The sequence below is a fragment of the Streptomyces sp. NPDC005566 genome (assembly GCF_040605575.1).
Taxonomy (GTDB): Bacteria; Actinomycetota; Actinomycetes; order Streptomycetales; family Streptomycetaceae; genus Streptomyces.
Window position 1 is genome coordinate 33,193 of sequence record NZ_JBEXDB010000023.1, and the last position, 23,815, is coordinate 57,007.

The 23,815-nt window shown below is 70.3% G+C and carries 21 protein-coding genes, 1 pseudogene and 1 riboswitch; of the genes and pseudogenes, 6 read left to right on the forward strand and 16 right to left on the reverse strand.

The genetic code is table 11. The annotated features are described in order from the left end of the window. Window positions 1–205: 205 nt before the first annotated feature. Window positions 206–1,645, reverse strand: a complete 1,440-nt coding sequence (locus ABZS61_RS29860) for a gamma-aminobutyraldehyde dehydrogenase (RefSeq protein WP_356427982.1) — start codon at window positions 1,643–1,645, stop codon at window positions 206–208. Between the two features lie 162 nt (window positions 1,646–1,807). Here ABZS61_RS29860 and ABZS61_RS29865 point away from each other — a divergent pair, with 162 nt between their 5' ends. From ABZS61_RS29865 to ABZS61_RS29885, 5 genes are all read left to right on the forward strand, one after another. Further along, a complete protein-coding gene (locus ABZS61_RS29865) occupies window positions 1,808–2,314 on the forward strand; it encodes an Lrp/AsnC family transcriptional regulator (RefSeq protein ID WP_356428162.1) in 507 nt (168 codons plus the stop codon). Next, window positions 2,299–3,678 carry an aspartate aminotransferase family protein gene (locus ABZS61_RS29870; RefSeq protein ID WP_356427985.1) on the forward strand — a complete coding sequence of 460 codons (1,380 nt, stop codon included), beginning with the start codon at window positions 2,299–2,301 and terminating at the stop codon, window positions 3,676–3,678. The genes ABZS61_RS29865 and ABZS61_RS29870 overlap by 16 nt, the downstream gene beginning before the upstream one ends. A gap of 216 nt (window positions 3,679–3,894) precedes the next feature. After that, a complete protein-coding gene (locus ABZS61_RS29875; protein WP_356427987.1) occupies window positions 3,895–4,632 on the forward strand; it encodes an ATP-binding cassette domain-containing protein in 738 nt (245 codons plus the stop codon). Further along, window positions 4,614–5,777 carry a hypothetical protein gene (locus ABZS61_RS29880; protein ID WP_356427990.1) on the forward strand — a complete coding sequence of 388 codons (1,164 nt, stop codon included), beginning with the start codon at window positions 4,614–4,616 and terminating at the stop codon, window positions 5,775–5,777. Before ABZS61_RS29875 ends, ABZS61_RS29880 begins: the two co-directional genes overlap by 19 nt. Window positions 5,778–5,811: 34 nt before the next feature. Continuing rightward, window positions 5,812–6,930 (forward strand): Rossmann fold nucleotide-binding protein, encoded by a 1,119-nt coding sequence (locus ABZS61_RS29885; protein WP_356427993.1) that lies wholly within the window; start codon window positions 5,812–5,814, stop codon window positions 6,928–6,930. A 62-nt stretch (window positions 6,931–6,992) separates the two neighbouring features. Here the strand turns inward: ABZS61_RS29885 and ABZS61_RS29890 are convergent, their stop codons facing one another. The 10 genes from ABZS61_RS29890 to rpsB all read right to left on the reverse strand — a co-directional run bounded on the left by ABZS61_RS29890 (window position 6,993) and on the right by rpsB (window position 17,786). Next, a complete protein-coding gene (locus ABZS61_RS29890; RefSeq protein ID WP_356427996.1) occupies window positions 6,993–7,445 on the reverse strand; it encodes an SRPBCC domain-containing protein in 453 nt (150 codons plus the stop codon). Window positions 7,446–7,518: 73 nt separating this feature from the next. Then, window positions 7,519–8,550 (reverse strand): ABC transporter ATP-binding protein, encoded by a 1,032-nt coding sequence (locus tag ABZS61_RS29895; RefSeq protein WP_356427999.1) that lies wholly within the window; start codon window positions 8,548–8,550, stop codon window positions 7,519–7,521. 2 nt (window positions 8,551–8,552) lie between these two features. Next, the gene (locus tag ABZS61_RS29900; RefSeq protein WP_356428002.1) at window positions 8,553–10,166 is read right to left on the reverse strand and encodes an iron ABC transporter permease; all 1,614 of its coding nucleotides are present in this window, start codon (window positions 10,164–10,166) and stop codon (window positions 8,553–8,555) included. A 44-nt stretch (window positions 10,167–10,210) separates the two neighbouring features. Next, on the reverse strand, window positions 10,211–11,308 hold the full coding sequence (locus ABZS61_RS29905) for a thiamine ABC transporter substrate-binding protein (protein ID WP_356428005.1): 1,098 nt from the start codon (window positions 11,306–11,308) through the stop codon (window positions 10,211–10,213). A 70-nt stretch (window positions 11,309–11,378) separates the two neighbouring features. Next, a riboswitch (TPP riboswitch) is annotated at window positions 11,379–11,485 on the reverse strand. 77 nt (window positions 11,486–11,562) lie between these two features. Then, the gene (gene rlmN / locus ABZS61_RS29910) at window positions 11,563–12,669 is read right to left on the reverse strand and encodes a 23S rRNA (adenine(2503)-C(2))-methyltransferase RlmN (protein ID WP_356428008.1); all 1,107 of its coding nucleotides are present in this window, start codon (window positions 12,667–12,669) and stop codon (window positions 11,563–11,565) included. Between the two features lie 542 nt (window positions 12,670–13,211). Further along, window positions 13,212–14,300 carry a phosphatidate cytidylyltransferase gene (locus tag ABZS61_RS29915; protein WP_356428011.1) on the reverse strand — a complete coding sequence of 363 codons (1,089 nt, stop codon included), beginning with the start codon at window positions 14,298–14,300 and terminating at the stop codon, window positions 13,212–13,214. Beyond that, entirely contained in the window at window positions 14,300–14,857 is a 558-nt protein-coding gene (frr, locus tag ABZS61_RS29920) for a ribosome recycling factor (RefSeq protein ID WP_031100531.1), read from the reverse strand. The genes ABZS61_RS29915 and frr overlap by 1 nt, the downstream gene beginning before the upstream one ends. Window positions 14,858–14,972: 115 nt before the next feature. Beyond that, window positions 14,973–15,749: a UMP kinase gene (gene pyrH, locus ABZS61_RS29925; RefSeq protein WP_351182181.1), complete on the reverse strand. Its 777-nt coding sequence runs from the start codon at window positions 15,747–15,749 to the stop codon at window positions 14,973–14,975. A gap of 159 nt (window positions 15,750–15,908) precedes the next feature. Then, window positions 15,909–16,745, reverse strand: coding sequence for a translation elongation factor Ts (gene tsf, locus ABZS61_RS29930; RefSeq protein ID WP_356428017.1), 837 nt, complete (start codon window positions 16,743–16,745; stop codon window positions 15,909–15,911). 102 nt (window positions 16,746–16,847) lie between these two features. Beyond that, the gene (gene rpsB, locus ABZS61_RS29935; protein ID WP_356428019.1) at window positions 16,848–17,786 is read right to left on the reverse strand and encodes a 30S ribosomal protein S2; all 939 of its coding nucleotides are present in this window, start codon (window positions 17,784–17,786) and stop codon (window positions 16,848–16,850) included. A 276-nt stretch (window positions 17,787–18,062) separates the two neighbouring features. Here rpsB and ABZS61_RS29940 point away from each other — a divergent pair. Continuing rightward, window positions 18,063–18,638: pseudogene (locus ABZS61_RS29940) on the forward strand (M23 family metallopeptidase); the annotation flags it as partial. 217 nt (window positions 18,639–18,855) lie between these two features. Here the strand turns inward: ABZS61_RS29940 and ABZS61_RS29945 are convergent. From ABZS61_RS29945 to ABZS61_RS29965, 5 genes are all read right to left on the reverse strand, one after another. Next, complete coding sequence (locus ABZS61_RS29945) at window positions 18,856–19,413, reverse strand: helix-turn-helix domain-containing protein (protein WP_356428165.1); 558 nt, start codon at window positions 19,411–19,413, stop codon at window positions 18,856–18,858. 97 nt (window positions 19,414–19,510) lie between these two features. Next, window positions 19,511–20,347 carry an RNA polymerase sigma factor WhiG gene (whiG, locus tag ABZS61_RS29950; RefSeq protein WP_329206937.1) on the reverse strand — a complete coding sequence of 279 codons (837 nt, stop codon included), beginning with the start codon at window positions 20,345–20,347 and terminating at the stop codon, window positions 19,511–19,513. Window positions 20,348–20,598: 251 nt separating this feature from the next. Further along, complete coding sequence (gene dprA, locus ABZS61_RS29955; RefSeq protein ID WP_356428022.1) at window positions 20,599–21,771, reverse strand: DNA-processing protein DprA; 1,173 nt, start codon at window positions 21,769–21,771, stop codon at window positions 20,599–20,601. Next, window positions 21,768–23,390, reverse strand: coding sequence for a YifB family Mg chelatase-like AAA ATPase (locus ABZS61_RS29960; protein WP_356428026.1), 1,623 nt, complete (start codon window positions 23,388–23,390; stop codon window positions 21,768–21,770). Before ABZS61_RS29960 ends, dprA begins: the two co-directional genes overlap by 4 nt. Further along, window positions 23,390–23,749: a YraN family protein gene (locus ABZS61_RS29965; RefSeq protein WP_351177717.1), complete on the reverse strand. Its 360-nt coding sequence runs from the start codon at window positions 23,747–23,749 to the stop codon at window positions 23,390–23,392. Before ABZS61_RS29965 ends, ABZS61_RS29960 begins: the two co-directional genes overlap by 1 nt. Window positions 23,750–23,815 lie beyond the last annotated feature (66 nt).

Below are 23,815 nucleotides of genomic sequence, written 5' to 3' on the forward strand. Positions count from 1 at the left end.
GGATGCCCGTCCCCCGCGACGGCGGGCAATGGACCAACCGTCCAGCGGAAGCAGCCCGTTCCGCACACCCTGTCGATGCCGTGCGGCGCGGCCCTCGCCGCGGGAGCCGCAGGAGCCGCGGGAGGCACCCGGGACGCCGAACGGCCCCGGACCGTAGCCCGGGGCCGTTCGCGCGCGTCGGCCGTCAGCCGTCAGCCGGTGCAGGTCAGTCGCCGAGCGACGTCATGACGTGCTTGATCCGGGTGTAGTCCTCGAAGCCGTACGCCGAAAGATCCTTGCCGTATCCGGACTTCTTGAATCCGCCGTGCGGCATCTCGGCGACGAGCGGGATGTGGGTGTTGATCCACACACAGCCGAAGTCGAGGCTCTTCGACATCCGCATCGCGCGGGCGTGGTCCTTCGTCCACACCGAGGAGGCCAGCGCGTACTCGACGCCGTTGGCGTACTCGAGCGCCTGGGCCTCGTCCGTGAACGACTGGACGGTGATGACGGGGCCGAACACCTCGTGCTGGATGATCTCGTCGTCCTGCTTGAGGCCGGAGACGACGGTCGGGGCGTAGAAGTAGCCCTTGTCGCCGACCCGGTGGCCGCCCGCCTCGACCTTGGCGTGGGCGGGGAGGCGCTCGATGAAGCCGCTGACCTGCGCCAGCTGGTTGGCGTTGTTGAGCGGGCCGTACAGCACGTCCTCGTCGTCCGGCAGGCCGGTCTTCGTGTCGGCCGCCGCCTTTGCCAGCGCGGTGACGAACTCGTCGTGGATGGACTCATGGACCATGACGCGGGTCGCGGCCGTACAGTCCTGGCCGGCGTTGAAGTAGCCCGCGACGGAGATGCCCTCGACGGCCTTGGCGATGTCGGTGTCCTCGAAGACCACGACCGGGGCCTTGCCGCCGAGCTCCAGGTGGACGCGCTTGACGTCCTTGGCCGCGGACTCGGCCACCTGCATACCGGCACGTACCGAGCCGGTGATGGACGCCATCGCGGGGGTCCGGTGCTCGACCATCGCGCGGCCGGTCTCCCGGTCGCCGCAGATGACGTTGAAGACGCCCTTGGGGAGGATCTGCCCGATGATCTCCGCGATCAGCACGGTCGACGCCGGGGTGGTGTCGGACGGCTTGATGACGACGGTGTTGCCCGCGGCGAGCGCCGGGGCGAACTTCCAGACGGCCATCATCATCGGGTAGTTCCACGGGGCGACCTGCGCGCAGACGCCCACGGGCTCGCGGCGCACGATCGAGGTGAGGCCCTCCATGTACTCGCCGGCCGAGCGGCCCTCGAGCAGTCGCGCCGCGCCCGCGAAGAAGCGGATCTGGTCCACCATGGGCGGAATCTCTTCGGTACGGGTGAGCTCCAGTGGCTTGCCCGTGTTCTCCGACTCCGCCGCGATGAGGTCCTCGGCCCTCTCCTCGAAGGCGTCCGCGATCTTCAGCAGGGCCTTCTGGCGCTCGGCGGGTGTCACGTCGCGCCATGCGGGGAACGCGGCGGCAGCGGCGTCCATGGCGGCATCGACGTCGGCCTGTCCGGAGAGAGGGGAGGTCGCGTAGACCTCCTCCGTCACCGGGTTGACCACGTCGATGGTCCGCCCGTCCGCGGCGTCCCGGAACTCTCCGTTGATGTAGTTGCGCAGACGGCGCACCTCGGTGGTCACAACCACCACTCCTGTCGGCTGTCCGATGGGTGAGACTTCCACCCTAAACGCTTCGGTGACGCTTTCGACATACCCACCCACCGGGAACTTCGGATTCGGTGATATTCAGGTGCCCAGACAACGAATTTCATCGATTCGGGCTTGCCAGACAGACGAGTCGGGGTGCAGAGTGGATGCGTGGCCAGCCGTAGCGCAGACTCCAGGACCGGGAACGGACCGTCACCCGCGGTCGATGCCGTATCCCTCGCAATCATCGAACAGCTCCAGGAGGACGGACGCCGGCCGTACGCCGCGATAGGCAAGGCCGTCGGCCTCTCCGAAGCGGCCGTGCGCCAGCGCGTCCAGAAGCTGCTCGACCAGGGCGTGATGCAGATCGTCGCCGTCACGGACCCGCTGACCGTGGGGTTCCGGCGCCAGGCCATGGTCGGCGTCAACGTCGAGGGCGACGTCGACCCCGTGGCCGAGGCACTGTCGGCGATGACCGAATGCGAGTACGTGGTGATGACCGCGGGCTCGTTCGACCTGATGGTGGAGATCGTCTGCGAGGACGACGACCACCTGCTGGAGACGATCAACAGACGCATCCGGGCCGTTCCCGGAGTGCGCTCCACCGAGAGCTTCGTCTACCTCAAGCTGAAGAAGCAGACCTACATGTGGGGAACCCGATAGCCGTGAGCAAGGACCTCAGCCGAACCGCGTACGACCACCTGTGGATGCACTTCACCCGCATGTCGGACTACGAGAACGCGCCCGTTCCCACCATCGTGCGTGGCGAGGGCACCCACATCTACGACGACAAGGGCAAGCGCTACCTCGACGGCCTGTCCGGCCTCTTCGTGGTGAACGCCGGACACGGCCGCCACGAGCTCGCCGAAGCCGCGTACAAGCAGGCGCAGGAGCTGGCCTTCTTCCCGGTGTGGTCCTACGCCCACCCGAAGGCCGTCGAGCTGGCCGAGCGCCTCGCCACCCACGCCCCGGGCGACCTCAACAAGGTCTTCTTCACCACGGGTGGCGGCGAGGCCGTCGAGACCGCCTGGAAGCTGGCCAAGCAGTACTTCAAGCTCACGGGCAAGCCGACCAAGTACAAGGTCATCTCGCGGGCGGTCGCCTATCACGGCACCCCGCAGGGCGCCCTGTCCATCACCGGTCTGCCGGCCCTCAAGGCCCCCTTCGAGCCGCTGGTCCCCGGCGCGCACAAGGTCCCGAACACCAACATCTACCGCGCCCCGCTCTTCGGCGACGACCCGGAGGCCTTCGGCCGCTGGGCCGCCGACCAGATCGAGCAGGAGATCCTCTTCGAGGGTGCGGACACCGTCGCGGCCGTCTTCCTGGAGCCCGTGCAGAACGCCGGCGGCTGCTTCCCGCCACCGCCCGGCTACTTCCAGCGGGTCCGCGAGATCTGCGACCGGCACGACGTGCTGCTCGTCTCCGACGAGGTCATCTGCGCCTTCGGCCGGCTCGGCACGATGTTCGCCTGCGACAAGTTCGACTACGTACCGGACATGATCACCTGCGCCAAGGGCATGACCTCGGGCTACTCCCCCATCGGCGCCTGCATCATCTCCGACCGGCTGGCCGAGCCGTTCTACCAGGGCGGAAACACCTTCCTGCACGGCTACACCTTCGGCGGCCACCCGGTCTCCGCCGCGGTCGGTCTCGCCAACCTCGACATCTTCGAGCGCGAGGGTCTCAACCAGCACGTCCTGGACAACGAGAACGCCTTCCTCACCACGCTGCAGAAGCTGCACGACCTGCCGATCGTCGGCGACGTCCGCGGCAACGGATTCTTCTACGGCATCGAGCTGGTGAAGGACAAGGCCACCAAGGAGACGTTCACCGACGAGGAGACCGAGCGCGTCCTGTACGGCTTCCTCTCCAAGGCGCTGTACGAGAACGGCCTGTACTGCCGGGCCGACGACCGCGGAGACCCGGTCGTCCAGCTCGCTCCGCCGCTGATCTCCGACCAGTCGACCTTCGACGAGATCGAGGGCATCCTGCGGAGCGTCCTGACGGAGGCCTGGACGAAGCTCTGACCGACGCTCCGGCCACCGGTCGCACCGCTTCCGGCAGTCATTTCATACGGTCCACGCGGCCCGGATACACCCGTTCGAGTGAGAAGGGGTGCATCCGGGCCGTGTGCTGTCCCGACACCCCGCTCCGACTACCTAGCGTGCCGAGTGACCGATCGGCCCTGTCTTCGTTCCCCCGTACGGGGGACGGGAAATCTGATCTGAACCGAGGTGTACGCCATGGTGGCCCCGCCGGACAACGACGTGATCTGGGCACGTTCCCTGCACCACTCCCACAACGGATCACCGGGGCTCGGCGGTGTCTCCCTCGGCGTCCGTGACGGTGAGATTATCGCCGTCACGGGCCCCCGGGGCAGCGGCAAGACGACGCTGCTGCACTGCCTCTCCGGCCAGTTGGTGCCCCAGCAGGGCGAAGTCTGGTTCAACAGCGTCCCCATCCACACCATGGGCCCGCGGCTGCGCGAGCAGCTCCGCCGCGACCGCTTCGGCTGGATCGCCGCCGAGCCCCAGCTCGTGCCGGAGCTGACCACCTGGGAGAACGCCGCTCTTCCGCTGCTGCTGCGGGGCGTCTCGCACCGGGCGGCGAAGAAGGCCGCGACGGAGTGGCTCGAGCGCCTCGACATCGGGATGCTCGCGAAGAAGCGCCCGCACTCACTGCTCCAGGCACAGCGCCAGCGGATCTCCGTGGCCCGCGCCCTGACCGCGTCACCGTCCGTGATCTTCGCGGACGAGCCGACCGCGACCCTCCACCGCCCGGAGCGCGCACAACTGCTGCGCACCCTCACCACGGCGGCGCGGTCCCACGGCATCACGGTCGTGCTCGCCACCCATGACGCCGAGGTCGCCACCCTCGCCGACCGTGCGGTCTCCCTGCTGGACGGCCGCCGTGTCACCACCGTCGCCCTGCCCGCCGTATCGGATACGGAAGGCCGCTCGGCGTGCTCGCTCTCCGTCTGACCCGCGGTTCACATCCCCTGGTCCTGACGCGGCGGCTGCTCGTCGCGGCCGCGTCGGCCGGTGTCGGCTTCCTGCTCCTGTGCACCCTCGGGTACGCCTCCGCGCACCCGGCGCACCCCTCGACCTCCGTCCTGAGGCTGCTGTGGTGTGCTGTTCCGCTGGCCGCGACGGTGCAGTTCGCGGTCGCGGTCGCCCGTACCGATCCCAGTACCCGCCCGCGCCCCGGACTCTTCGCCGTGGGGCTCGGGCCGGTCCGGCTGAGCGTGCTCGCCGCCGTGTCCACCGCGGTGTCCACCACACTGGGATCGATGGTCGCCCTGCTCTTCTTCCTCCACCTGCGGGGCGATCTCACCGGGCTGCCGTTCGACGGTGGTGCGGCCGAACTCCTCGGCGCGGAGGCCCCGTTGCCACTCGCGGCCGCGCTGATGCTGCTGACCCTCGTGCCGCTCGCCTCGGCGGCGGCGAGCGGCCTCGCGCTGCGCTCACGGCCCGTCGCACCGTCCGAGGCCCAGGAGGCGGAGGAACATCTCGCCCCCGTAGCGGCGCCGGCGGGGCTCCCGTGGGGAGTCGCGCTGACGGCGGCCGGCCTCGCTGTCGAGGCGTACGCGAACCGCGTCTCGGCGGGCAGTCCCTTTCCGCTGCCCGGGAAGCTGGACTCCACCCCGGCGAGCGTGCTGGTGGGCTGGACCCTCACGGCGATCGGCCTGGCCATGGCCGGTCCCGGCCTCACCCATCTCTGCGGACGGCTGCTCCAGGCGGTGCGCCCCGGAGCCGTACGTCTGCTGGCGGGAAGGGTCCTGATGGACGAGGCGCGCCGGATCGGCCGTCCGCTCGGGATCGTCTGCGCGGTGCTGTCCGGCGTGATGGCGGGATCGGTGCTGTACGACGGAGGGCCGCGGCCCTTCGGCCCGCTCACCGCGCTCGGCGCCGTACTCGTGCTGGGCTGCACGACGGCGACCCTGCTGACCTCCGCGCTGGAGGCCAAGCAGTCCCGGACCCGTACGGCCGAGACCCTGCTGCGGCTCGGTGCCCCGGCGTCCTCGCTCCGCGCCGCAGCCGCCCTGCGGGCGTTGGTGCTGCTGGCTGTCTTCGCCCCGCTGACCTGGGTGATCGCGGAGCTGGCGGCCCTTCCTCTGACGGGGTGACACCCGGCGTCGGGGCGGTCCGTAGCATGGCTGCGTGGAGAATCCGGACGAGAGCACGTACGCACCCGGCGTCGAGATCGAGACGCTCACCGCATTCGACGTGGCGGTCGCCGCCGGAACACTGGCCGGCCATCGTGTCCAGTCCGTCGACCTGACCGGCCGGGGCGAGGCACTCCTGGTGACCGAGACCCGGGGCGCGGTCTTCCTCGGCTGCCGCATGGATCCCCGTGCGGAGGCGAAGATACGGGCGGACGGGGCGTTCGTCTTCCCGCCGGTGCCCGGGCTGCCCTTCGACCCGTACCGCGGACTGCTCTACACGCCCGACGCCCTCTACGAGGGCTTGGCGGAGGGCGGTTACGCGTCGACGCCCGACGCGCGGGCGTACGACTGGTTCCAGCTGACCAAGTCGAACGGCGATGTCTTCGCCTCGATGCTGCGGGCACTCCACGACGACGCGGTCTCCGACGCACTGGACGAACACCTGGCCGAAGCCCGGGTGGTCGGCGTGATGGGCGGCCACGCGATGGCCCGCGGTTCCGCGGCGTACCGCGGCGCCGCCGTACTCGGCAGGGAGCTGGCCCGCAGCGGTCTGACCGTGGCGACGGGCGGCGGCCCGGGCGCGATGGAGGCGGCCAACCTCGGCGCGTACGCCGCCCCGCACTCCGACGCGATGCTGCTCAAGGCCTGCGAACTCCTCGCCTCCACACCGTCGTTCAGCCCTTCGGTCACGGACTGGGCCACGGCGGCCTTCGCCGTGCGCAGCCGCTGGCCCGACGGCGGGTCCTCGGTCGCGATCCCGACCTGGTTCTACGGCCACGAGCCGCCGAACGCCTTCGCCGACCACATCGCCAAGTACTTCGCGAACGCCGTGCGCGAGGACGGACTGCTGGCCCGCTCGAACGCCGGAGTGATCTTTCTGCCCGGCGCCGCCGGGACCGTGCAGGAGATCTTCGACAATGCGACGCCGAACTACTACGAGTCGCGTTCCGCGCCCACGCCGATGGTGCTGGTGAACCGCGCGCACTGGACGGAGAAGCTGCCCGCCTGGCCGCTGCTGAGCGCGCTGGCGGCGGGCCGGGCGATGGAGTCCCGTATCGCGCTCGTCGACACGGTGGAGGAGGCCGCCGGGGCCCTCGCCCGGCTGACGGGCTGAACGGCTGACTGACCGAACGGACTGACGGGCTGCCCCAGGTTCCGCGGGATCGGGGGGCCGGCTCAGCGGGCGGCGAGGCGGGCGTCGAGAGCGTCGAAGAAGGCATGCCAGCCGTCCTCGGCCGCCGCGTACTGCTCGGGCGTCAGGTTGCCGCCGCGCTGCTGGAAGGTCATCTCGGTGGACTTCCTGCTCAGCTCCGTGAAGGTGACCGTGACGGTCTCACCCTCGACGTCCGCGGGCGCACTCCTGTCCTTCAGCGTGAAGACGAGCCGTTCGGGGGCGGACACCTCCCGGTAGACGCCGTGGAACGGCATCTCCGCGCCGGGCACGATGATGACCAGGCTCCACTCACCGCCCGGCGTGACGTCCATCGACACCCGGTCCAGCGGCACGTCCGCGTCACCCCCGTACCAGGCGGCGAAGTCCTCGGGGACCGTCCAGGCTTCGAAGACCCGGTCCCGCGGTGCCTCGACGACGCGGGTGATGTCGATGCCCTCGCGCACTGATCCAGTCATGATCCCTGTCCTTCTTCCCGACGGTTCCGTGTCCAGGGGACCAGGCTCCGGAGGGCTCCGCCAGCCGGACGGGTCAGACCTCTTGGGCCGCGGACAGGACCACCGTCTCCGCCGCGTCGAACGTCACGCCCACCGTGGCCCCCTCCTCCGGGGTGTCCCGCAGCCCGCACTCGGCCTCCAGAACGGGCCCGTCAGCGGGGTACAGGGTCACGGCGACGTGGTGGCCACGGAAGGTACGCGCTCCCACCGTGCAGGTCAGCCCGTCCTGCGCGTCGCCGATCCGTACCCCGGCCGGCCGGACCAGCAGCTCGCGCGCGCCCTGGGGCGAATCGCCGGGCACCGGCACCTTGCCCCAGGGTGTGTGGGCGGCCGCGCCGGTCACCGTCGCGTCCACCACGTTGTCGAAGCCGAGGAACCGGGCGACGAACGCGGAGGCCGGGCGCTGCCAGACCTCCAGAGGGGTTCCCGCCTGGGCGATCCTGCCGTCCCGCATGACCACCACCCGGTCCGCCAGGGCGAAGGCTTCGCCCTGGTCGTGGGTGACGGCGAGCACCGTCGTGCCGAGCCTGCCGAAGAGGGTGCGCAGCTCCACGACGAGCCGTTCGCGCAGGCTCCGGTCCAGCTGCCCGAGCGGCTCGTCCAGCATCAGCAGTTTCGGGCGGGGTGCCAGCGCGCGGGCGAGGGCGACGCGCTGCTGCTCGCCGCCCGACAGTGCGGCGACGGCCCGCCGTCCGGCGCCGGGCAGGCCGACGAGGTCGAGGAGCTCGCCGGCCCTGCGGTCGCGCTCGGCCCGGGAGACGCCGTGCATCCGCAGCCCGAACGCGACGTTCGCGCCGACGTCGCGGTGCGGGAAGAGCTGGTGGTCCTGGAACATCAGCCCGAGCCCGCGCCGGTGCACGGGCACGGCGGCCTGGTCGGCGCCGTCCAGGAGTACCCGTCCGCCGTCCAGCCGCTGCAGCCCCGCGACGACCCGCAGGAGCGTCGACTTGCCGCTGCCGCTGGGTCCCAGGACACAGACGATCTCGTGGTCGGCGACCTCCAGGTCCACGGCGTCCAGCGCGGTCCGCTTCCCGAAGCGGACCGTGGCCGAATCCAGTGCCAGCATCTCTAGAACTCCCCGGATCGGTCGGTGCGGATACGTTCGAGCAGAAGCAGCGACACCGCGCAGACGAGCATCAGGATCGTGCTGAGTGCCATCGCCTGCCCGTAGTTGAGCTCCCCGGACCGCCCCAGGAGCCGGGCCACCGCCACCGGCAGGGTGGGGTTGTCGGGGCGTGCGATGAAGACGGTCGCGCCGAACTCGCCGAGTGACACGGCGAACGCGAAGCCCGCGGCCACCAGCAGGGCCCGGCGCACCAGCGGCAGATCGACCTCGCGCCAGGCCCGCAGCGGCGAGGCGCCGAGCACCGCCGCCGCCTCCCGCAGCCGGTCGTCGACCGCGCGCAGGACGGGCAGCATGGTCCGTACGACGAAGGGGACGCCCACCAGCGCCTGGGCGAGCGGTACGAGGATCCAGGACGTACGCAGGTCCAGGGGCGGCTCGTCGAGCGTGATCAGGAAGCCGAAGCCCACGGTGACGGCCGACACCCCGAGAGGCAGCATCAGCAGCGCGTCGAAGCCGCGCACCAGCGGTCCCGCCCGCCTCGTCAGGGCGGCCGCGGCGAGGCCGCCGATCACCAGGGCGATGAGGGTCGCGACCAGCGCGTACTGCAGCGAGTTCCCGATGGCTTCCAGCGGCGGCACCAGGAACGTGGAACCGTTCGCGTCGGCGGACTGCAGTGCTCGGTAGAAGCCGAACCCGTAGCCGCCGGACGTGTCCAGGGAGCGTTCCACCAGCACACCGAGGGGCACGACGATGAGCAGCGCGATGGTCAGCAGGACGCCGCCGAGCAGGGCCCGCTGCCCGGCCCCGCGCGGCCGGCGGGAGGTCTGCGCCGGGTCGACGAGCTTCAGCGCGGTCTCCCTGCGCCGTACGGTCCACGCGTGCACGGCGAGGATCCCGCCGACCGCGGCGAACTGCACCAGGGTCAGCACGGCGGCCGTCGGCAGATCGAGCAGCTGGGCGGTCTGCCGGTAGATCTCCACCTCCAGCGTGGAGTAGGCCGGGCCGCCGAGGATCTGGACGACTCCGAAGGAGGTGAACGTGAAGAGGAAGACCATCAGGGCGGCGGCCCCCACGGCCGGTGCCAGCGCGGGCAGGGTCACCCGCCGCCACGCCGCGAGGCGTCCCGCGCCGAGCACCCGGGCGGCCTCCTCCTGACGGGGATCGAGCTGCGACCACAGGCCGCCGACGGTCCGCACGACGACCGCGTAGTTGAAGAAGACGTGGGCGAGGAGGATCGCCCAGACCGTGGTGTCGAGCCGGACGCCCCACAGCTCGTCGAGGAATCCGCCCCGCCCCAGCAGTGCCAGGAACGCCGTACCCACGACGACCGTCGGCAGGACGAACGGCACGGTCACGACCGCACGCAGCAGTTGCTTGCAGGGAAAGTCGAACCGGGCGAAGACATAGGCGCCCGGCAGCGCGATCAGCAGTGTGAGCACGGTCGAGGCGAGTGCCTGCCAGGTGGTGAACCAGAGGACGTCGGCGATGTCCGGCCGGCTCAGCACCTCGCCGATCCGTCCGAACTGCCAGACGCCGTCCGCCTTCAGCCCCCGGCCGACGATCGCGACGACGGGGTAGGCGAAGAACAGCGCGAAGAACGCGACGGGCACGACCATCAGGCCGAGCCGCGCCGCGTTCCCCCCGCGTGGGGGACGCGCGGCTACTTCACGACGAGCGAGGACCACGACTGGACCCACTGCTCACGGTTCTTGGCGATCTTCTCCGGGGTCACGGTCGCCGGCTTGTCGACGGTCGCACCGAACTTCGTGAAGAGCTCCGGCAGCTCGGCGTCCTTCGCGACCGGGTTCACGAACATGTTGAGCGGCATGTCCTCCTGGAACTGCTTGCTGATCAGGAAGTCCAGCAGTGCCTTGCCGCCCGCCTCGTTCTTCGCACCGTCCAGCAGGCCGGCGAACTCGATCTGGCGGAAGCAGGTTCCGGTGGCGACCCCGGTCGGTGCCTCGGTGGGCTGCGGCTCCGCGTACAGCACCTCGACGGGCGGGCTGGAGGCGTACGAGACGACGAGCGGCCGGTCGGCCTTGGTCTTCTTGCCGCCCGCCGAGCCGGAGAACTCCTCGTTGTACGCCTGCTCCCAGCCGTCGACGACCTTGACGCCGTTGCTCTTCAGCTTCTTCCAGTAGTCCTGGTAGCCGTCCTCGCCGTAGGTGGCGACGGTGCCGAGGAGGAAGCCGAGGCCGGGCGAGGAGGTCGCGGCGTTCTCGGTGACGAGGAGGTTCTTGTACGCGGGCTTCAGCAGGTCGTCGAACGACTGCGGCGGCGCGAGCTTCTTGTCGGCGAAGTACTTCTTGTCGTAGTTGATGCAGATGTCGCCGGTGTCGACGGGCGTGACCCGGTGCTTGTCCGCGTCGAGCTGCGTGTCGGCCGCGACGCGGTCGAGCCCCTTCGCCTCGTACGGCGTGAACAGTTTGTTGTCCAGGGCGCGCGAGAGCAGCGTGTTGTCGACGCCGAAGAACACATCGCCGCGGGGGGATCCCTTGGTCAGGATCTCCTGGTTGAGCGCGGCACCGGCGTCACCGCTCTTCAGCACCTTGACCGTGTAGCCGGTCTCCTCGGTGAACGCCTTGAGGACCGCGTCGGAGGCGTTGAAGGAGTCGTGGCTGACGAGGGTCACGGTCTTGGAAGCCTTGGAGTTCCCGGAACCCGAGGCGTCGTCGTCGGATCCGCCGCAGCCCGCGAGCACGGTGACGCCGAGCGCGGCGGCGAGCGCCGTCGCGGCATACTTCGTGGTGGTGTTCATGTGATTCCTCCTGGAAGTGACCAGGAAGAGACGCGGCCCCGCCCGCCGGCGAGCGGGCAGGGCGCAACAGCTTGAGTAAGGTCCGAACTTCCTACCCGGAATGACCCGGGCGAGGTTCAGAGGGTCTGCGGCTCGGTGCCGCACTCTCAGCGCTGTGGCGCTCCCCTGTCGGAATATGAAGTTGATTTCCGGGCCAGGCTACACCGGCCGGATCACGCCGTTCCGGCCGGATGGCACCCGTCACCGGAACCGCATCAGCGCTCGGAGGCCGCCAGCTGGCCGCAGGCCCCGTCGATCTCCTGACCGCGGGTGTCACGGACCGTGACGGGCACACCGTGAGCGGCGATCGCGTCGACGAACGCCTTCTCGTCCTCGGGCCGCGAGGCGGTCCACTTCGAGCCGGGCGTCGGGTTCAGCGGGATGAGGTTGACGTGCACGCGCTTGCCCTTGAGCAGCCGGCCGAGCCGGTCGCCCCGCCATGCCTGGTCGTTGATGTCGCGGATCAGGGCGTACTCGATGGAGATGCGGCGGCCGGACTTCTCGGCGTACTCCCAGGCCGCGTCCAGTACCTCCCGGACCTTCCAGCGCGTGTTCACGGGAACGAGGGTGTCGCGCAGCTCGTCGTCCGGGGCGTGGAGCGAGACGGCGAGACGGCACTTGAAGCCCTCGTCGGCGAAGCGCAGCATGGCCGGCACCAGGCCCACCGTGGACACGGTGATCCCACGCTGCGAGAGGCCGAGCCCGTCCGGCTCGGGGTCGGTCAGCCTCCGGATCGCCCCGACGACACGCTTGTAGTTGGCCAGGGGCTCGCCCATGCCCATGAAGACGATGTTGGAGAGCCGCGCGGGCCCGCCCGGAACCTCACCGTCGCGCAGCGCCCGCATTCCGTCCACGATCTGGTGCACGATCTCGGCCGTCGAGAGATTCCGGTCGAGGCCTGCCTGCCCGGTCGCGCAGAACGGGCAGTTCATCCCGCATCCGGCCTGCGAGGAGATGCACATCGTCACCCGGTCCGGGTACCGCATGAGGACGGACTCGACGAGCGTCCCGTCGTGCAGCTTCCAGAGCGTCTTGCGGGTGGTGTCGTCGTCGCAGCTGATGTGGCGCATCACGGACATCAGGTCGGGGAACAGCGCCTCGGCGAGCTTCTCCCGCGAACCGGCCGGGATGTTGCTCCACTCGGCCGGGTCGTGCGCGTACCGCGCGAAGTAGTGCTGCGACAGCTGCTTGGCGCGGAAGGGCTTCTCGCCGGTCGCGGCGACTGCTTCCTTGCGCTCGTCGGGGGTGAGGTCGGCGAGGTGCCGCGGCGGCTGCTTGGCTCCGCGGGGCGCGACAAACTGGAGTTCTCCGGGCTTAGGCATGGTTCCTCCAGTGTCGCAGACACGCCGTGGTCCCAGAGGTCGTCGTCCGGCGGGCAGCGTGGGGCACGACGTCGTCCGGTCGCTGTCGGCCGATGTCGGCGGCCCTGTGACGGCCGCGGGCGGCTCCGGCCGGGTGCCCGACCGTGACCGATCGCACGGAAGGACGTACGCGCGACGGGCGACCAGCTCCACCGTAAATCGAACGCACATGTGAATTTCACGTCCAGCGCTCGACTTCGCCACCTTGAATGCAAGATACACGCATTATGGGCGACCACGGAGACGAAAGTGGATCTCACTCCCCACAGCGGCGAGCAGGCGGCATGGGCTGTTACCACGCGGGCCACCTCGACGGGAACGGCTCTGACCCGGCAACCCCGCACCTACAACGGCCGGTCCTTCTGCCTTGCCGATGCGGGACACCGACCGCAGCGTTGCCGAGGCGAAGGTCCGGGGCCGGTACGAGTGAGGGCCCGCCGCCCTGTGGGCAACGGACCCTCACTCGTAGAACTGCAGGTCACACGGTACGTGAACGCATCGGCTCAGCCGGATCCGACGAACAGCACCAGCAGCAGCCACACCACCGGCGCGGTCGGCAGCAGGGAGTCGAGCCGGTCCATGATGCCGCCGTGGCCCGGCAGCAGCGTGCCCATGTCCTTGATCCCGAGATCCCGCTTGATCATGGACTCGCCCAGGTCGCCCAGGGTGGCGCTGGCGGCGACCGCGAGACCGAGCAGAAGCCCCTGCCACCACCTGCCGTCGTCGATCAGGAACTCCATGCACAGCGCACCCGCGACCATCGCGAACCCGATCGCCCCGAACAGGCCCTCGCGGGTCTTCCCGGGACTGATGCGCGGTGCCAGCTTGTGGGTGCCGAAGCGCCAGCCGACGGCGTACGCACCGGTGTCGGCGACCACGGTGAGCAGCAGGAAGGTCAGCACGCGCCACGGACCGTCGTCCGCGGTGAGCATCATCGCGACGAACGTCGCCAGGAACGGCACGTAGAAGACGGCGAAGACGCCGGCCGTGACGTCCTTGAGGTAGCCCTCCGGCGGCTCGGTCATCCGCCAGACGAGCACCGCGAGCGCGGTGAGCGCCATGGCCACCCAGGCGCCCTCCGCGTCCCGCACGTACCCGGCGACGACCATGGCGGCGCCGCCGACGGCGAGCGGCACGAGGGGGGCGTTGATCCCCTTGCGCTCCTTGAGGCGCGAGGTGAGCTCCCAGAGCCCGACCACCACCGCCAGCACGACCACACCGACGAAGACTGCCTTCACGATGAAGAGCGAACCGGCGACGAGCACGCCGAGCCCGAGGCCGACCCCTATCGCGGCGCGCAGATCACGACCTGCCCGCTTCTTCTGCGGTGGGGACGACGGCAACGCGGTGGACATGGGCTCCTGCTGCTTCTCGTCACGGAACAGGGGACCGCTGACGTGCGCGGCTTCCCCGTCCCGGTCGTCGCGGTCGTCTGCGTCTCTACCTGCGTCGGGAACGTCCGGCACGATGGGCATGGGCCGAGTCTGCTGGGCGCCGTGCACATCGTGGGCAGGACCCGCCGGAGCGGCCCCCATCTCGGGCGCACCCCAGTAGCCGGCTCCCTGCGGGGCGCCCCAGGAAGAGTCGTTCATCAGACTTCGAGCAGCTCGGCTTCCTTGTGCTTGAGCAGCTCGTCCACCTGTGCGACGTACTTCGCGGTGGTGTCGTCGAGCTCCTTCTCCGCACGGCGGACCTCGTCCTCGCCGGACTCCTTGTCCTTGACGAGCTTGTCGAGCGACTCCTTGGCCTTGCGGCGGATGGAGCGGATCGAGATCTTGGAGTCCTCGGCCTTGGTCTTGGCGACCTTGATGTACTCCTTGCGGCGGTCCTGCGTGAGCTCGGGGAACGTCACACGGATGATGTTGCCGTCGTTGCTCGGGTTGACGCCGAGGTCGGAGTCACGGATCGCCTGCTCGATGTTGCGCAGCGCGGTCTTGTCGAACGGAGTCACCACTGCCATGCGCGGCTCGGGGACCGAGAACGAGGCCAGCTGGTTGATCGGGGTCAGCGCGCCGTAGTAGTCGGCGACGATCTTGTTGAACATCGCCGGGTGCGCACGGCCGGTACGGATCGCGGCAAAGTCCTCTTTGGCGACCACGACGGCCTTCTCCATCTTCTCCTCGGCCTCGAGGAGGATTTCTTCGATCACCACGTGCTCCTGCGTGTCTTGAGTGGGCCCGGCATCGTCGGGCCCTGCGGATCCTGCGTCGCGTCCTCACCTGCACGGTGTCCGACCGGCAGGCCGTTGTCCATCCTTTGGGCCGTCAGGCCCGGGTGCTCTCGTCACTCACGAGCGTGCCGATCTTCTCACCCTTGACCGCGCGGGCGATATTGCCCTCCGCGGTCAGCTCGAAGACGAGGATCGGGAGCTGATTGTCACGGCAGAGCGTGATGGCGGTGGCGTCGGCGACCTTGAGGTCACGGGCGAGCACCTCGCTGTACTCCAGCGCGTCGAACTTCACCGCACCGGGGTTGTTCTTCGGGTCGGAGTCGTAGACCCCGTCCACCCCGTTCTTGCCCATCAGGAGCGCTTCCGCCTCGATCTCGAGGGCGCGCTGGGCCGCGGTGGTGTCGGTGGAGAAGTACGGCATGCCCATGCCCGCGCCGAAGATGACGACGCGTCCCTTCTCCAGGTGCCGTACGGCACGGAGCGGGATGTACGGCTCCGCGACCTGACCCATGGTGATGGCGGTCTGGACGCGTGAGTCGATGCCTTCCTTCTCCAGGAAGTCCTGCAGCGCCAGGCAGTTCATGACCGTCCCGAGCATGCCCATGTAGTCGGACCGTGCCCGGTCCATGCCGCGCTGCTGGAGTTCGGCGCCGCGGAAGAAGTTGCCACCGCCGATGACGACCGCGATCTCCGCGCCGTCCCGTACGACCGCGGCGATCTCGCGGGCGATGGTGTGCACGACATCGGGGTCGACGCCGAGACCCCCGCCACCGGCGAACGCCTCGCCGGACAGCTTCAGCATGAAGCGACCGGAAATCTTGCCGTCGTCGCCCTTATGGTCACCCTGGGAGGCGTCTGCGCCCTTGTTCATGGAGATTCTCCTCGTGCACATACGAAGAAGGCCATTGCCGGTGGGTCTGGTGTCCCTCAGCGGCAATGGCCTCCTCGTCAGTTCTGCGGTCGTCCGGCATGAGTGCGGCCAGCGACTGCACCAGACCCTATCGGGGTCCGCCGTTGTTCGCGGACGGACTCAGATGCCGACCTTGATGCGCGCGAAGCGCTTCAGGCTGACACCGGCCTCGTCCAGGACCTTCTGGACGGACTTCTTGGCGTCCTTGGCGAACGCCTGCTCCAGGACGACGACGTCCTTGAAGAAGCCGTTGACGCGACCCTCGACGATCTTCGGGAGGGCGGCCTCGGGCTTGCCCTCCTCACGCGAGGTGGCCTCGGCGACACGGCGCTCGTTCTCGACCGTCTCGGCGGGGACCTCGTCGCGGTTGAGGTACTTCGGGGCGAAGGCAGTGATGTGCTGCGCGACGTCCTTGGCCACCTCGGCGTTGGGCTTGTCCAGCTCGACGAGCACGCCGACCTGCGGCGGGAGGTCGGGCATCGTGCGGTGCATGTACGCAGCCACGTAACCGCCGGTGAACTGCGCGAAGCGGTCCAGGACGATCTTCTCGCCGAGGTTGGCGTTGGCCTCGTCCACGTACGCCTGGACCGTCTTGCCGGGCTCGATCTCCGAGGCGAGGAGCGCCTGGATGTCGGCCGGGGAGGTCGCTGCGACGTGCGCGGCGAGCGTGTTGGCGACGGTCTGGAACTTCTCGCCCTTGGCGACGAAGTCCGTCTCGCACTTCAGCTCGAGCAGGACGCCGGACGTCTTGTCCTCGGAGATGAGGGAGACGACGGCACCGTTCTCGGCGGAACGGCCCTCGCGCTTGGCGACGCCCTTCTGGCCCTTGATGCGGAGCGCCTCGACGGCGCCGTCGACGTTGCCGTCGGCCTCGTCGAGCGCCTTCTTGCAGTCCATCATGCCGGCGCCGGTGAGCTCGCGGAGCTTCTTGACGTCAGCGGCGGTGTAGTTCGCCATGAGTCTGTTTCTCTCTCGAAGTCTGAAAGATCTACGGGTGAACGGCGGGGGCGGTGCCAGTGGCACCGGCCCCCGCCGTCATTCAGCCGTGACTGACGGGTGTCAGGCCTGCTCGTCCGTGGCCGGGGCCTCGGCGGCGGGGGCGTCCGCGGCCGGAGCCTCGGCAGCCGGGGTCTCGGCCTCCTCGGCAGCGGCGACGGCCGGCTCGGCGTCGGCGGCCTTCTCGGTCTCGGCGGAGGACTGAACCTCGGCGTCGTCCTTCTTCTCGCCCTCGAGCAGGTCTCGCTCCCACTCGGCGAGCGGCTCGCCGGCGGCCTTCTCGCCCGGCTTCGAGTCACCGGTCGCGGCACCGGAGCGGGCGATGAGGCCCTCGGCGACGGCGTCGGCGATCACGCGGGTGAGCAGGGTGACGGAGCGGATCGCGTCGTCGTTGCCCGGAATCTTGTAGTCGACCTCGTCGGGGTCGCAGTTGGTGTCGAGGATCGCGACGACCGGGATGTGGAGCTTGCGCGCCTCACCGACGGCGATGTGCTCCTTCTTGGTGTCGACGATCCAGACGGCGCTCGGCACCTTCTGCATCTCGCGGATACCACCGAGGGTCTTCTCCAGCTTGGCCTTCTCGCGGGAGAGGACCAGGAGCTCCTTCTTGGTGAGGCCGGAGGCGGCCACGTCCTCGAAGTCGATGAGCTCGAGCTCCTTCAGACGCTGAAGGCGCTTGTAGACGGTGGAGAAGTTGGTGAGCATGCCACCGAGCCAACGCTGGTTGACGTACGGCATGCCGACGCGCGTCGCCTGCTCGGCGATGGCCTCCTGCGCCTGCTTCTTCGTACCCACGAACATGACGGAGCCGCCGTGGGCGACGGTCTCCTTGACGAACTCGTAGGCGCGGTCGATGTACGACAGCGACTGGAGCAGGTCGATGATGTAGATGCCGTTGCGCTCGGTGAAGATGAAGCGCTTCATCTTCGGGTTCCAGCGACGGGTCTGGTGACCGAAGTGGACGCCGCTTTCCAGCAGCTCCCGCATCGTGACGACGGCCATGGCCGTACTCCTTGAGGTGCTCGGTTATCGCGACCGCAGGTTTGCTGTCGCGCCTGACGCCCCGACGCGCCGTGCCACGAGGGACCGAGGAGCGCGGACACCTCCGAAGAGAGGGAGGTGGCGGGGCGTGCGAAGTCGACCCGGTGACCCGGATCGCCAGAAGAAGTGTACGGGACCCGTCGAGTGCCGGGTGACGGCGATGTCCACAACCGGTCGGCTGTCCACAGATCCGGTCCATGATCCCCGCGGAACCGCCCGCAGGGAGATCGTTCCGTCATGTACCGCACTTCCGGAACAAGCGTACGGCGGTTCCGCGCCGCCCTGCCCGTGGTCCTCGTGGCCACGCTGAGCGCGCTGCTCACCTTGCTGCTGGGCGGGTCCGGCGCCTGGGCGGCGCCTGGGCCCACGCCGGCCGGTGACCGCGCCTGGCCGCTCGCGGGCAGGCCGCTGGTGGTACGCGGATGGGAGCCGCCCGCAGGGCCGTACGCGCGGGGCCACCGGGGCGTCGACCTCGCCGCGCGGCCGGGCACCCCGGTGATGGCCGCCGCACCGGGCAGGGTCTCGGTCGCAGGGCCCGTGGCGGGGCGCGGGGTGGTCTCGGTCGAGGTGGCCGGAAGCGGTGAGCCGCCGCTGCGCGTCACCTACGAGCCTGTTCGGGCGCAGGTCGCGAAGGGCGACGAGCTCATGGCGGGCCACGTGGTGGGGGTGACCGGGCAGGGGCCGTCCCACTGCGCGTCCGGCTGCCTGCACTGGGGGCTGCGGCGGGGGGACACCTACCTGGACCCGCTGTCGCTGCTCCCCCCGTCACTGCTGCGGCGCGGGCCCTCCCGCCTGCTGCCGGTGTTCGGCGTACCCCTGTCGGGGACGGAACCTGTTCCGCGGCCCGGACATGCCGCCTCGGTCACCGGAGCGGTGCCGCGGTCCGGACGCGCCGCCGCGGTCAGGGCACAGCCGTCCGGTTACGGCACGGGCGGGAACGGACCCGGCGGGTACGCACAGGTCACGGTGCTGCTGCTCATGACGGGGGCCGTCACCGTTCACCGCGGCCGCGGGGGACGGCGCCGCCGGCTCAGCCGCGTACGCCGCGCAGGACCATCGCCACGGCCGTGTCCGCGACCACGCCGGGCTCCTCCGCCGCGCCCAGCTCGATCCGGCGCACCGCGGCGTCCACAGAGCCCTGCAGAAGCATCGCGGCCAGCCGCGGCTGGGCATGGCCCAGGTCGCCGAGCGCCTCGACGATCATGGCGATCAGTCCGCCGTGCGCGGCCCTGATCTTCTCGCGCGCACCCGCGTCCAGCTCACTCGCGGAGATCGCCACGACCGCGCGGTGCCGCCGGTCGCCCACCAGATCGAGCTGCCTGCGGACATAGGCCTCGACCTTCTCCTCGGGCGTCCCGGCCCTGTCCATCGCGTTCTCGACCTCGGCGGCCCAGACGGGAAAGTCGACGGCGCACAGCTCCTCGACCACGGCCGCACGGGAGCGGAAGTACTCGTATACGGAGGACCTGGCAAGGCCGGTGCGCTCGGCGAGGGCGGGGAAGGTCAGCGCTTCCGTACCGCCCTCGGACAGCAAGGAGCGTGCGGCGTCCAGGAGGGCGCCGCGCTGCATGGTCCGGTGCTCGGCCACGGAGGCCGCTCGAATCCTGGGCACGCCTCCACTCTACGGCGGCATCTGTTCGAGAGGGGGTGCTCGGATGGGATCAGGTGGCCGAAGCCGCCCCGGCTCAGCGGCCGGCGTCCGCCAGTTTGGCCCGGAGCTGCAGCACGGACTTGGTGTGGATCTGGCTGACCCGGCTCTCGGTGACTCCGAGGACGTTCCCGATCTCGGCGAGGGTGAGGCCCTCGTAGTAGTAGAGGGTGACCACGGTTTTCTCGCGTTCGGGGAGGGTGTTGATCGCGCGGGCGAGCAGCCGTCTGAGCTCACGGTCCTCGGCGACCTCGACCGGGTTGTCGGCTGCGGTGTCCTCCAGGGTGTCCATCAGGCTCAGCCGGTCACCCCCCTCACCGCCGACGTGCAGGAGTTCCTCCAGGGCCACCACGTTGGCGAGCGACAACTGGCTGAAAACGGCGTGAAGTTCCTCCAGTGCGATACCCATCTCCGCGGCGACCTCTGCCTCCGAGGGGGTACGCCGCAGCTGCGCCTCCAACGTGGCGTAGGCGCGCTCCACGTTGCGCGCCTTCTGCCGCACCGACCTCGGGATCCAGTCCAGTGCCCGGAGCTCGTCGATCATCGCGCCGCGGATCCGGGTGATCGCGTACGTCTCGAACTTGATGGCCCGTTCGATGTCGAACTTCTCGATGGCGTCGATCAGCCCGAAGACCCCGGAGGAGACGAAGTCCGCCTGTTCCACGTTGGACGGCAGTCCCACGCTCACTCGGCCGGCGACGTACTTCACCAAGGGTGAGTAGTGCAGGATCAGCTGCTCCCGGAGGCGCCCGTCACCAGTGGTCTTGTATGAACGCCACAACTCCTCGAGCGAGGAAGGGGCGGGAGGGCGCACAGTGCCACGCGCAGCCGGTGGTACTGCCGCGCGGTCAGACCCGGAGGTGTGCTGGGGCATGTGGTGCCTTGAGCCGTTCTGCTGTGAAGTGCTGGGGACGTGTCTCTGGGGCGGATTCCTTGTGAGCGTAGCGTGACTGACGTGTTGCGGTGCGCGCAGGACAACGGATCCGTGCTGTGCAATTCCGTTCCGAATCCCGCGCCGCCGAACATGACCGAAGGCCGGGCACGTCACCGCGCGCACCGGTCCCGGCGGCCCTGACGGGCACCGCCGAGGTCATCTGCATCACCTTTTCACCCGAATGCTGCCGGTCAAGAACCGCCTCGCCGCGCGTCCCCATTGCGAGTCGGTACCACCGTCAACCGCCATCCGTCGCCCTCGCGTTCGACGAACCCCAGTGAGTGCAGTTCGTACAACCGCCCGAGTGCCTCATCAATGCTGGTTCCGGCGGTGCGGGCGACGTCGCGCCCTTCCACCGACCCCCTGAGGGGCAGCGCGTCCAGGACCCGGCCGGAGACGGCGTCCAGGAGGTCCCGCGGCAGGACCGGGCCTCGTCTGGCAGGGGCCAGATCGCCGATCTCCCCCACCAGTTCGGCGATTTCGGCAGCGTCGGTGACCAGGACGCCCTCACCGCGCAGGAGTTCGTGGACCCCTGCCGACAGGCTGCTGGTGGCGGGACCCGGTACCCCCATCGTGTAACGGCCGAGCCGCTGCGCGCTCCTGGCGGTGACCAGCGAACCGCTGCGGTATTCGGCCTCCACCACGACGGTTCCCCTCGTCAGGGCGGCGATCACCCGGTTCCGGAGGATGAACCTGCTGCGCGTGGGGTGCTCGGAGGGCGCCAACTCCGCGATGACCAGCCCCTGTTCGACCATGCGGCCGATCAACTCCGCGTGGCCGCGCGGATAGGCGACATCCACCCCGCAGGCCAGCACCGCCATGGTCGCCCCGCCCGCGGCCAGGGCGCCGCGATGAGCCGCACCGTCCACCCCGAAGGCCGCACCCGAGACCACCACCCAGCCCCGTTCGGCCAGCCCGGCACCGATACTCGCCGCCATGTGCGCCCCGTACGGTGTGCAGGCCCTGGCTCCGACCACGGCGACCGAGCGCAGCGCCCACAGGCGCAGATCGGGCAGCCCGCGGACCCAGACGCCGATGGGCCGCGCGTCCGACAGGTCGTCGAGCTGGCTCGGCCACTCCGGATCGCCGGGACAGACGAACCGGCCGCCGACCGCGGCCACGTCCGACAGGTCCCGCTCGGGATCGGCGGTCGAAGCCCGTAAGCGGTAGCCGCTCAGCCGTGTCGCGGTCATCCCCTTCAACGTCTCCGCCGAGCCGTCCGCGACGGTGAGGCGTCTCATCAGCTCCACGGGACCCACCTCGCGGAGCCAGCGGCCCGCGCGCTCGTCCCCCGGCTCGAAGATGCGGGTCAGCGCGGCACGCGCCTGCCGCTCCCGGCCGGTGCCGGCCGACGGGCCGTTCACGAAGCACCGGCCCGCACGGGTACGCCCCGGTGGATGCCCGTCCGCAGTTCCAGGGCCGTCGCGATGTCGGAGGCGTCCGGGCGGTCGGCGGCCCGCAGGTCCGCCAGCGTCCACGCGACCCGGAGCACGCGGTCCAGGCCCCGGGCGGTGAGGACGCCGCGTTCCATGTCGCGCTCCGCGGCCATCAGCGCACCGGGGGCCGCGAGAAGCCTGGTCCTCAGCTCATGACCGGGAACTTCGCTGTTGGTGGTCCAGGGCGTGCCCGCCAGCCGGTCCGCGGCCCGCACCCTCGCCTCCATCACCCGGGCGGCGACCTCGGCCGAGGTCTCGCCCCGGCCTCCCCGCCCCATCAGATCCGCCCGGCCCACCGGCTCGACCTCCACCCGCAGGTCCACCCGGTCCAGCAGCGGCCCGGAGAGCCGCGCCCGGTAGCGGCGGACCAGAGAGGGCGGGCATTCGCAGCCGGCGCCCGCGAGGGAGTGCCGGCCGCACGGGCAGGGGTTCGCGGCCAGGACCATCAGGAACCTGGCGGGCAGCCGCACCACCCCCGCCGCACGTGCGACGACCACGTGTCCGGATTCCAGGGGCTGACGCAGCGCGTCCAGCGCCCGTCCGGAGAACTCCGGGGCCTCGTCCAGGAAGAGAACACCTCTGTGCGCCAGGGAGACCGCTCCGGGCCTCGGCAGCCCGTTGCCCCCGCCGACGAGCGACTGCATCGTCGCCGAGTGGTGCGGTGCGCAGTACGGCGCTCTGGTGACCAGCGGTTCACCCGGTGGGAGGATGCCCGCCACCGAGTGCACAGCCGTCACTTCGAGGGATTCCTGCCGGGTCAGCGGCGGCAGGATCGCCGTGAGGCGTTCGGCCAGCATGGTCTTTCCGGCACCCGGCGGTCCGGAGAGCAGAAGGTGGTGCCCTCCTGCCGCGGCGACCTCCAGGGCCTTGCGCGCTCTGGACTGCCCGGCGACGTCCGCCAGGTCGGGGCGGTGCCCCGCGCCCTGTGTGCCGAGCGGCGCGAGGCCCGTGCCGATCCCGGTACCCGGCATCATCAGTCCGGCCAGCATCGCGTCGGGGCGGCCCCGGTCGGCCGCCGGCTCATCGGGCACGGGCTCGTCGCCGAGCACGGCGATCAGCTGCCGCAGGCTCCGCACTCCGAGGACCGAGACCCCCGGCACCAGTGCGGCCTCCCCCGCTGTCTGCTCCGGAACCACGACCTGCCGGTAACCCGCCTCGGCCGCCGCGAGGACGGCGGGGAGCACCCCGCGCACCGGTCGCACCCGGCCGTCGAGGCCGAGCTCCCCGATCATCACCACATCGGCGATGGACGCGGGGTCGATCCGCTCCGCGGCGCCGAGCACCGCGCACGCGACGGCGAGGTCGAAGCCGGACCCTCCCTTGGGCACGGACGCCGGGGACAGACCGACCGTGAGTTTCTTCTGCGGCCACTCGGCCCCGGAGTTGACGACCGCGGCCCGGACCCGGTCCCGACTCTCCACCAGGCTCTTGTCCGGCAGTCCCACCAGGGTGAAGGCCGCCACGCCCGGTTCCAGATCTGCCTGGACCTCCACCACCACGCCCTCGACACCCACCAGCGCCACCGAACACGCCCGCGCGAACCCCATCAGGCCACGCCCCGCACGTGCTCGGCGACCGGGGCTCCGCGCCGGGGCAGGATCACACCGACCAGATCGATCCGGGCCCCGCCCCGGGGCGGTCCTCCGTGCCGTTCGAGCCAGACCTCGGCGAGCCGGCGCAGCCGGTCCGCCTTGGCCGGGGTGACGGCCTCCATCGGATGCTCAAAGCACCCTGCCCTGCGGGTCTTCACTTCGCAGAAGACCACCGCGTCGCCGTCCCTGGCGACGATGTCGATCTCTCCCGCGCGACAGCGCCAGTTGCGCTCAAGTACGGCCATACCGGCGTCGGCCAGCAGCCGCGCCGCCAGGTCCTCGCCATACCGCCCGAGTGCCCCCCGTGCGTTCATGTCGGCACCACCTCCGGCACCGACTCTGACGCGCCCCGTCCGATCTATTGGATCTTGGTGGACAAC

Coding starts and splice junctions, on each gene's coding strand:
- ABZS61_RS29960 (WP_356428026.1), bottom strand. CDS start 23,390: ATGGGGTTCGCGCGGGCGTGTTCGGTGGCGCTGGTGGGTGTCGAGGGC.
- ABZS61_RS29890 (WP_356427996.1), bottom strand. CDS start 7,445: ATGACTGGATCAGTGCGCGAGGGCATCGACATCACCCGCGTCGTCGAG.
- ABZS61_RS29965 (WP_351177717.1), bottom strand. CDS start 23,749: ATGAACGCACGGGGGGCACTCGGGCGGTATGGCGAGGACCTGGCGGCG.
- ABZS61_RS29895 (WP_356427999.1), bottom strand. CDS start 8,550: ATGCTGGCACTGGATTCGGCCACGGTCCGCTTCGGGAAGCGGACCGCG.
- ABZS61_RS29875 (WP_356427987.1), top strand. CDS start 3,895: ATGGTGGCCCCGCCGGACAACGACGTGATCTGGGCACGTTCCCTGCAC.
- ABZS61_RS29915 (WP_356428011.1), bottom strand. CDS start 14,300: ATGAACGACTCTTCCTGGGGCGCCCCGCAGGGAGCCGGCTACTGGGGT.
- rlmN (WP_356428008.1), bottom strand. CDS start 12,669: ATGCCTAAGCCCGGAGAACTCCAGTTTGTCGCGCCCCGCGGAGCCAAG.
- ABZS61_RS29900 (WP_356428002.1), bottom strand. CDS start 10,166: ATGGTCGTGCCCGTCGCGTTCTTCGCGCTGTTCTTCGCCTACCCCGTC.
- pyrH (WP_351182181.1), bottom strand. CDS start 15,749: ATGAACAAGGGCGCAGACGCCTCCCAGGGTGACCATAAGGGCGACGAC.
- tsf (WP_356428017.1), bottom strand. CDS start 16,745: ATGGCGAACTACACCGCCGCTGACGTCAAGAAGCTCCGCGAGCTCACC.
- rpsB (WP_356428019.1), bottom strand. CDS start 17,786: ATGGCCGTCGTCACGATGCGGGAGCTGCTGGAAAGCGGCGTCCACTTC.
- whiG (WP_329206937.1), bottom strand. CDS start 20,347: ATGCCCCAGCACACCTCCGGGTCTGACCGCGCGGCAGTACCACCGGCT.
- ABZS61_RS29905 (WP_356428005.1), bottom strand. CDS start 11,308: ATGAACACCACCACGAAGTATGCCGCGACGGCGCTCGCCGCCGCGCTC.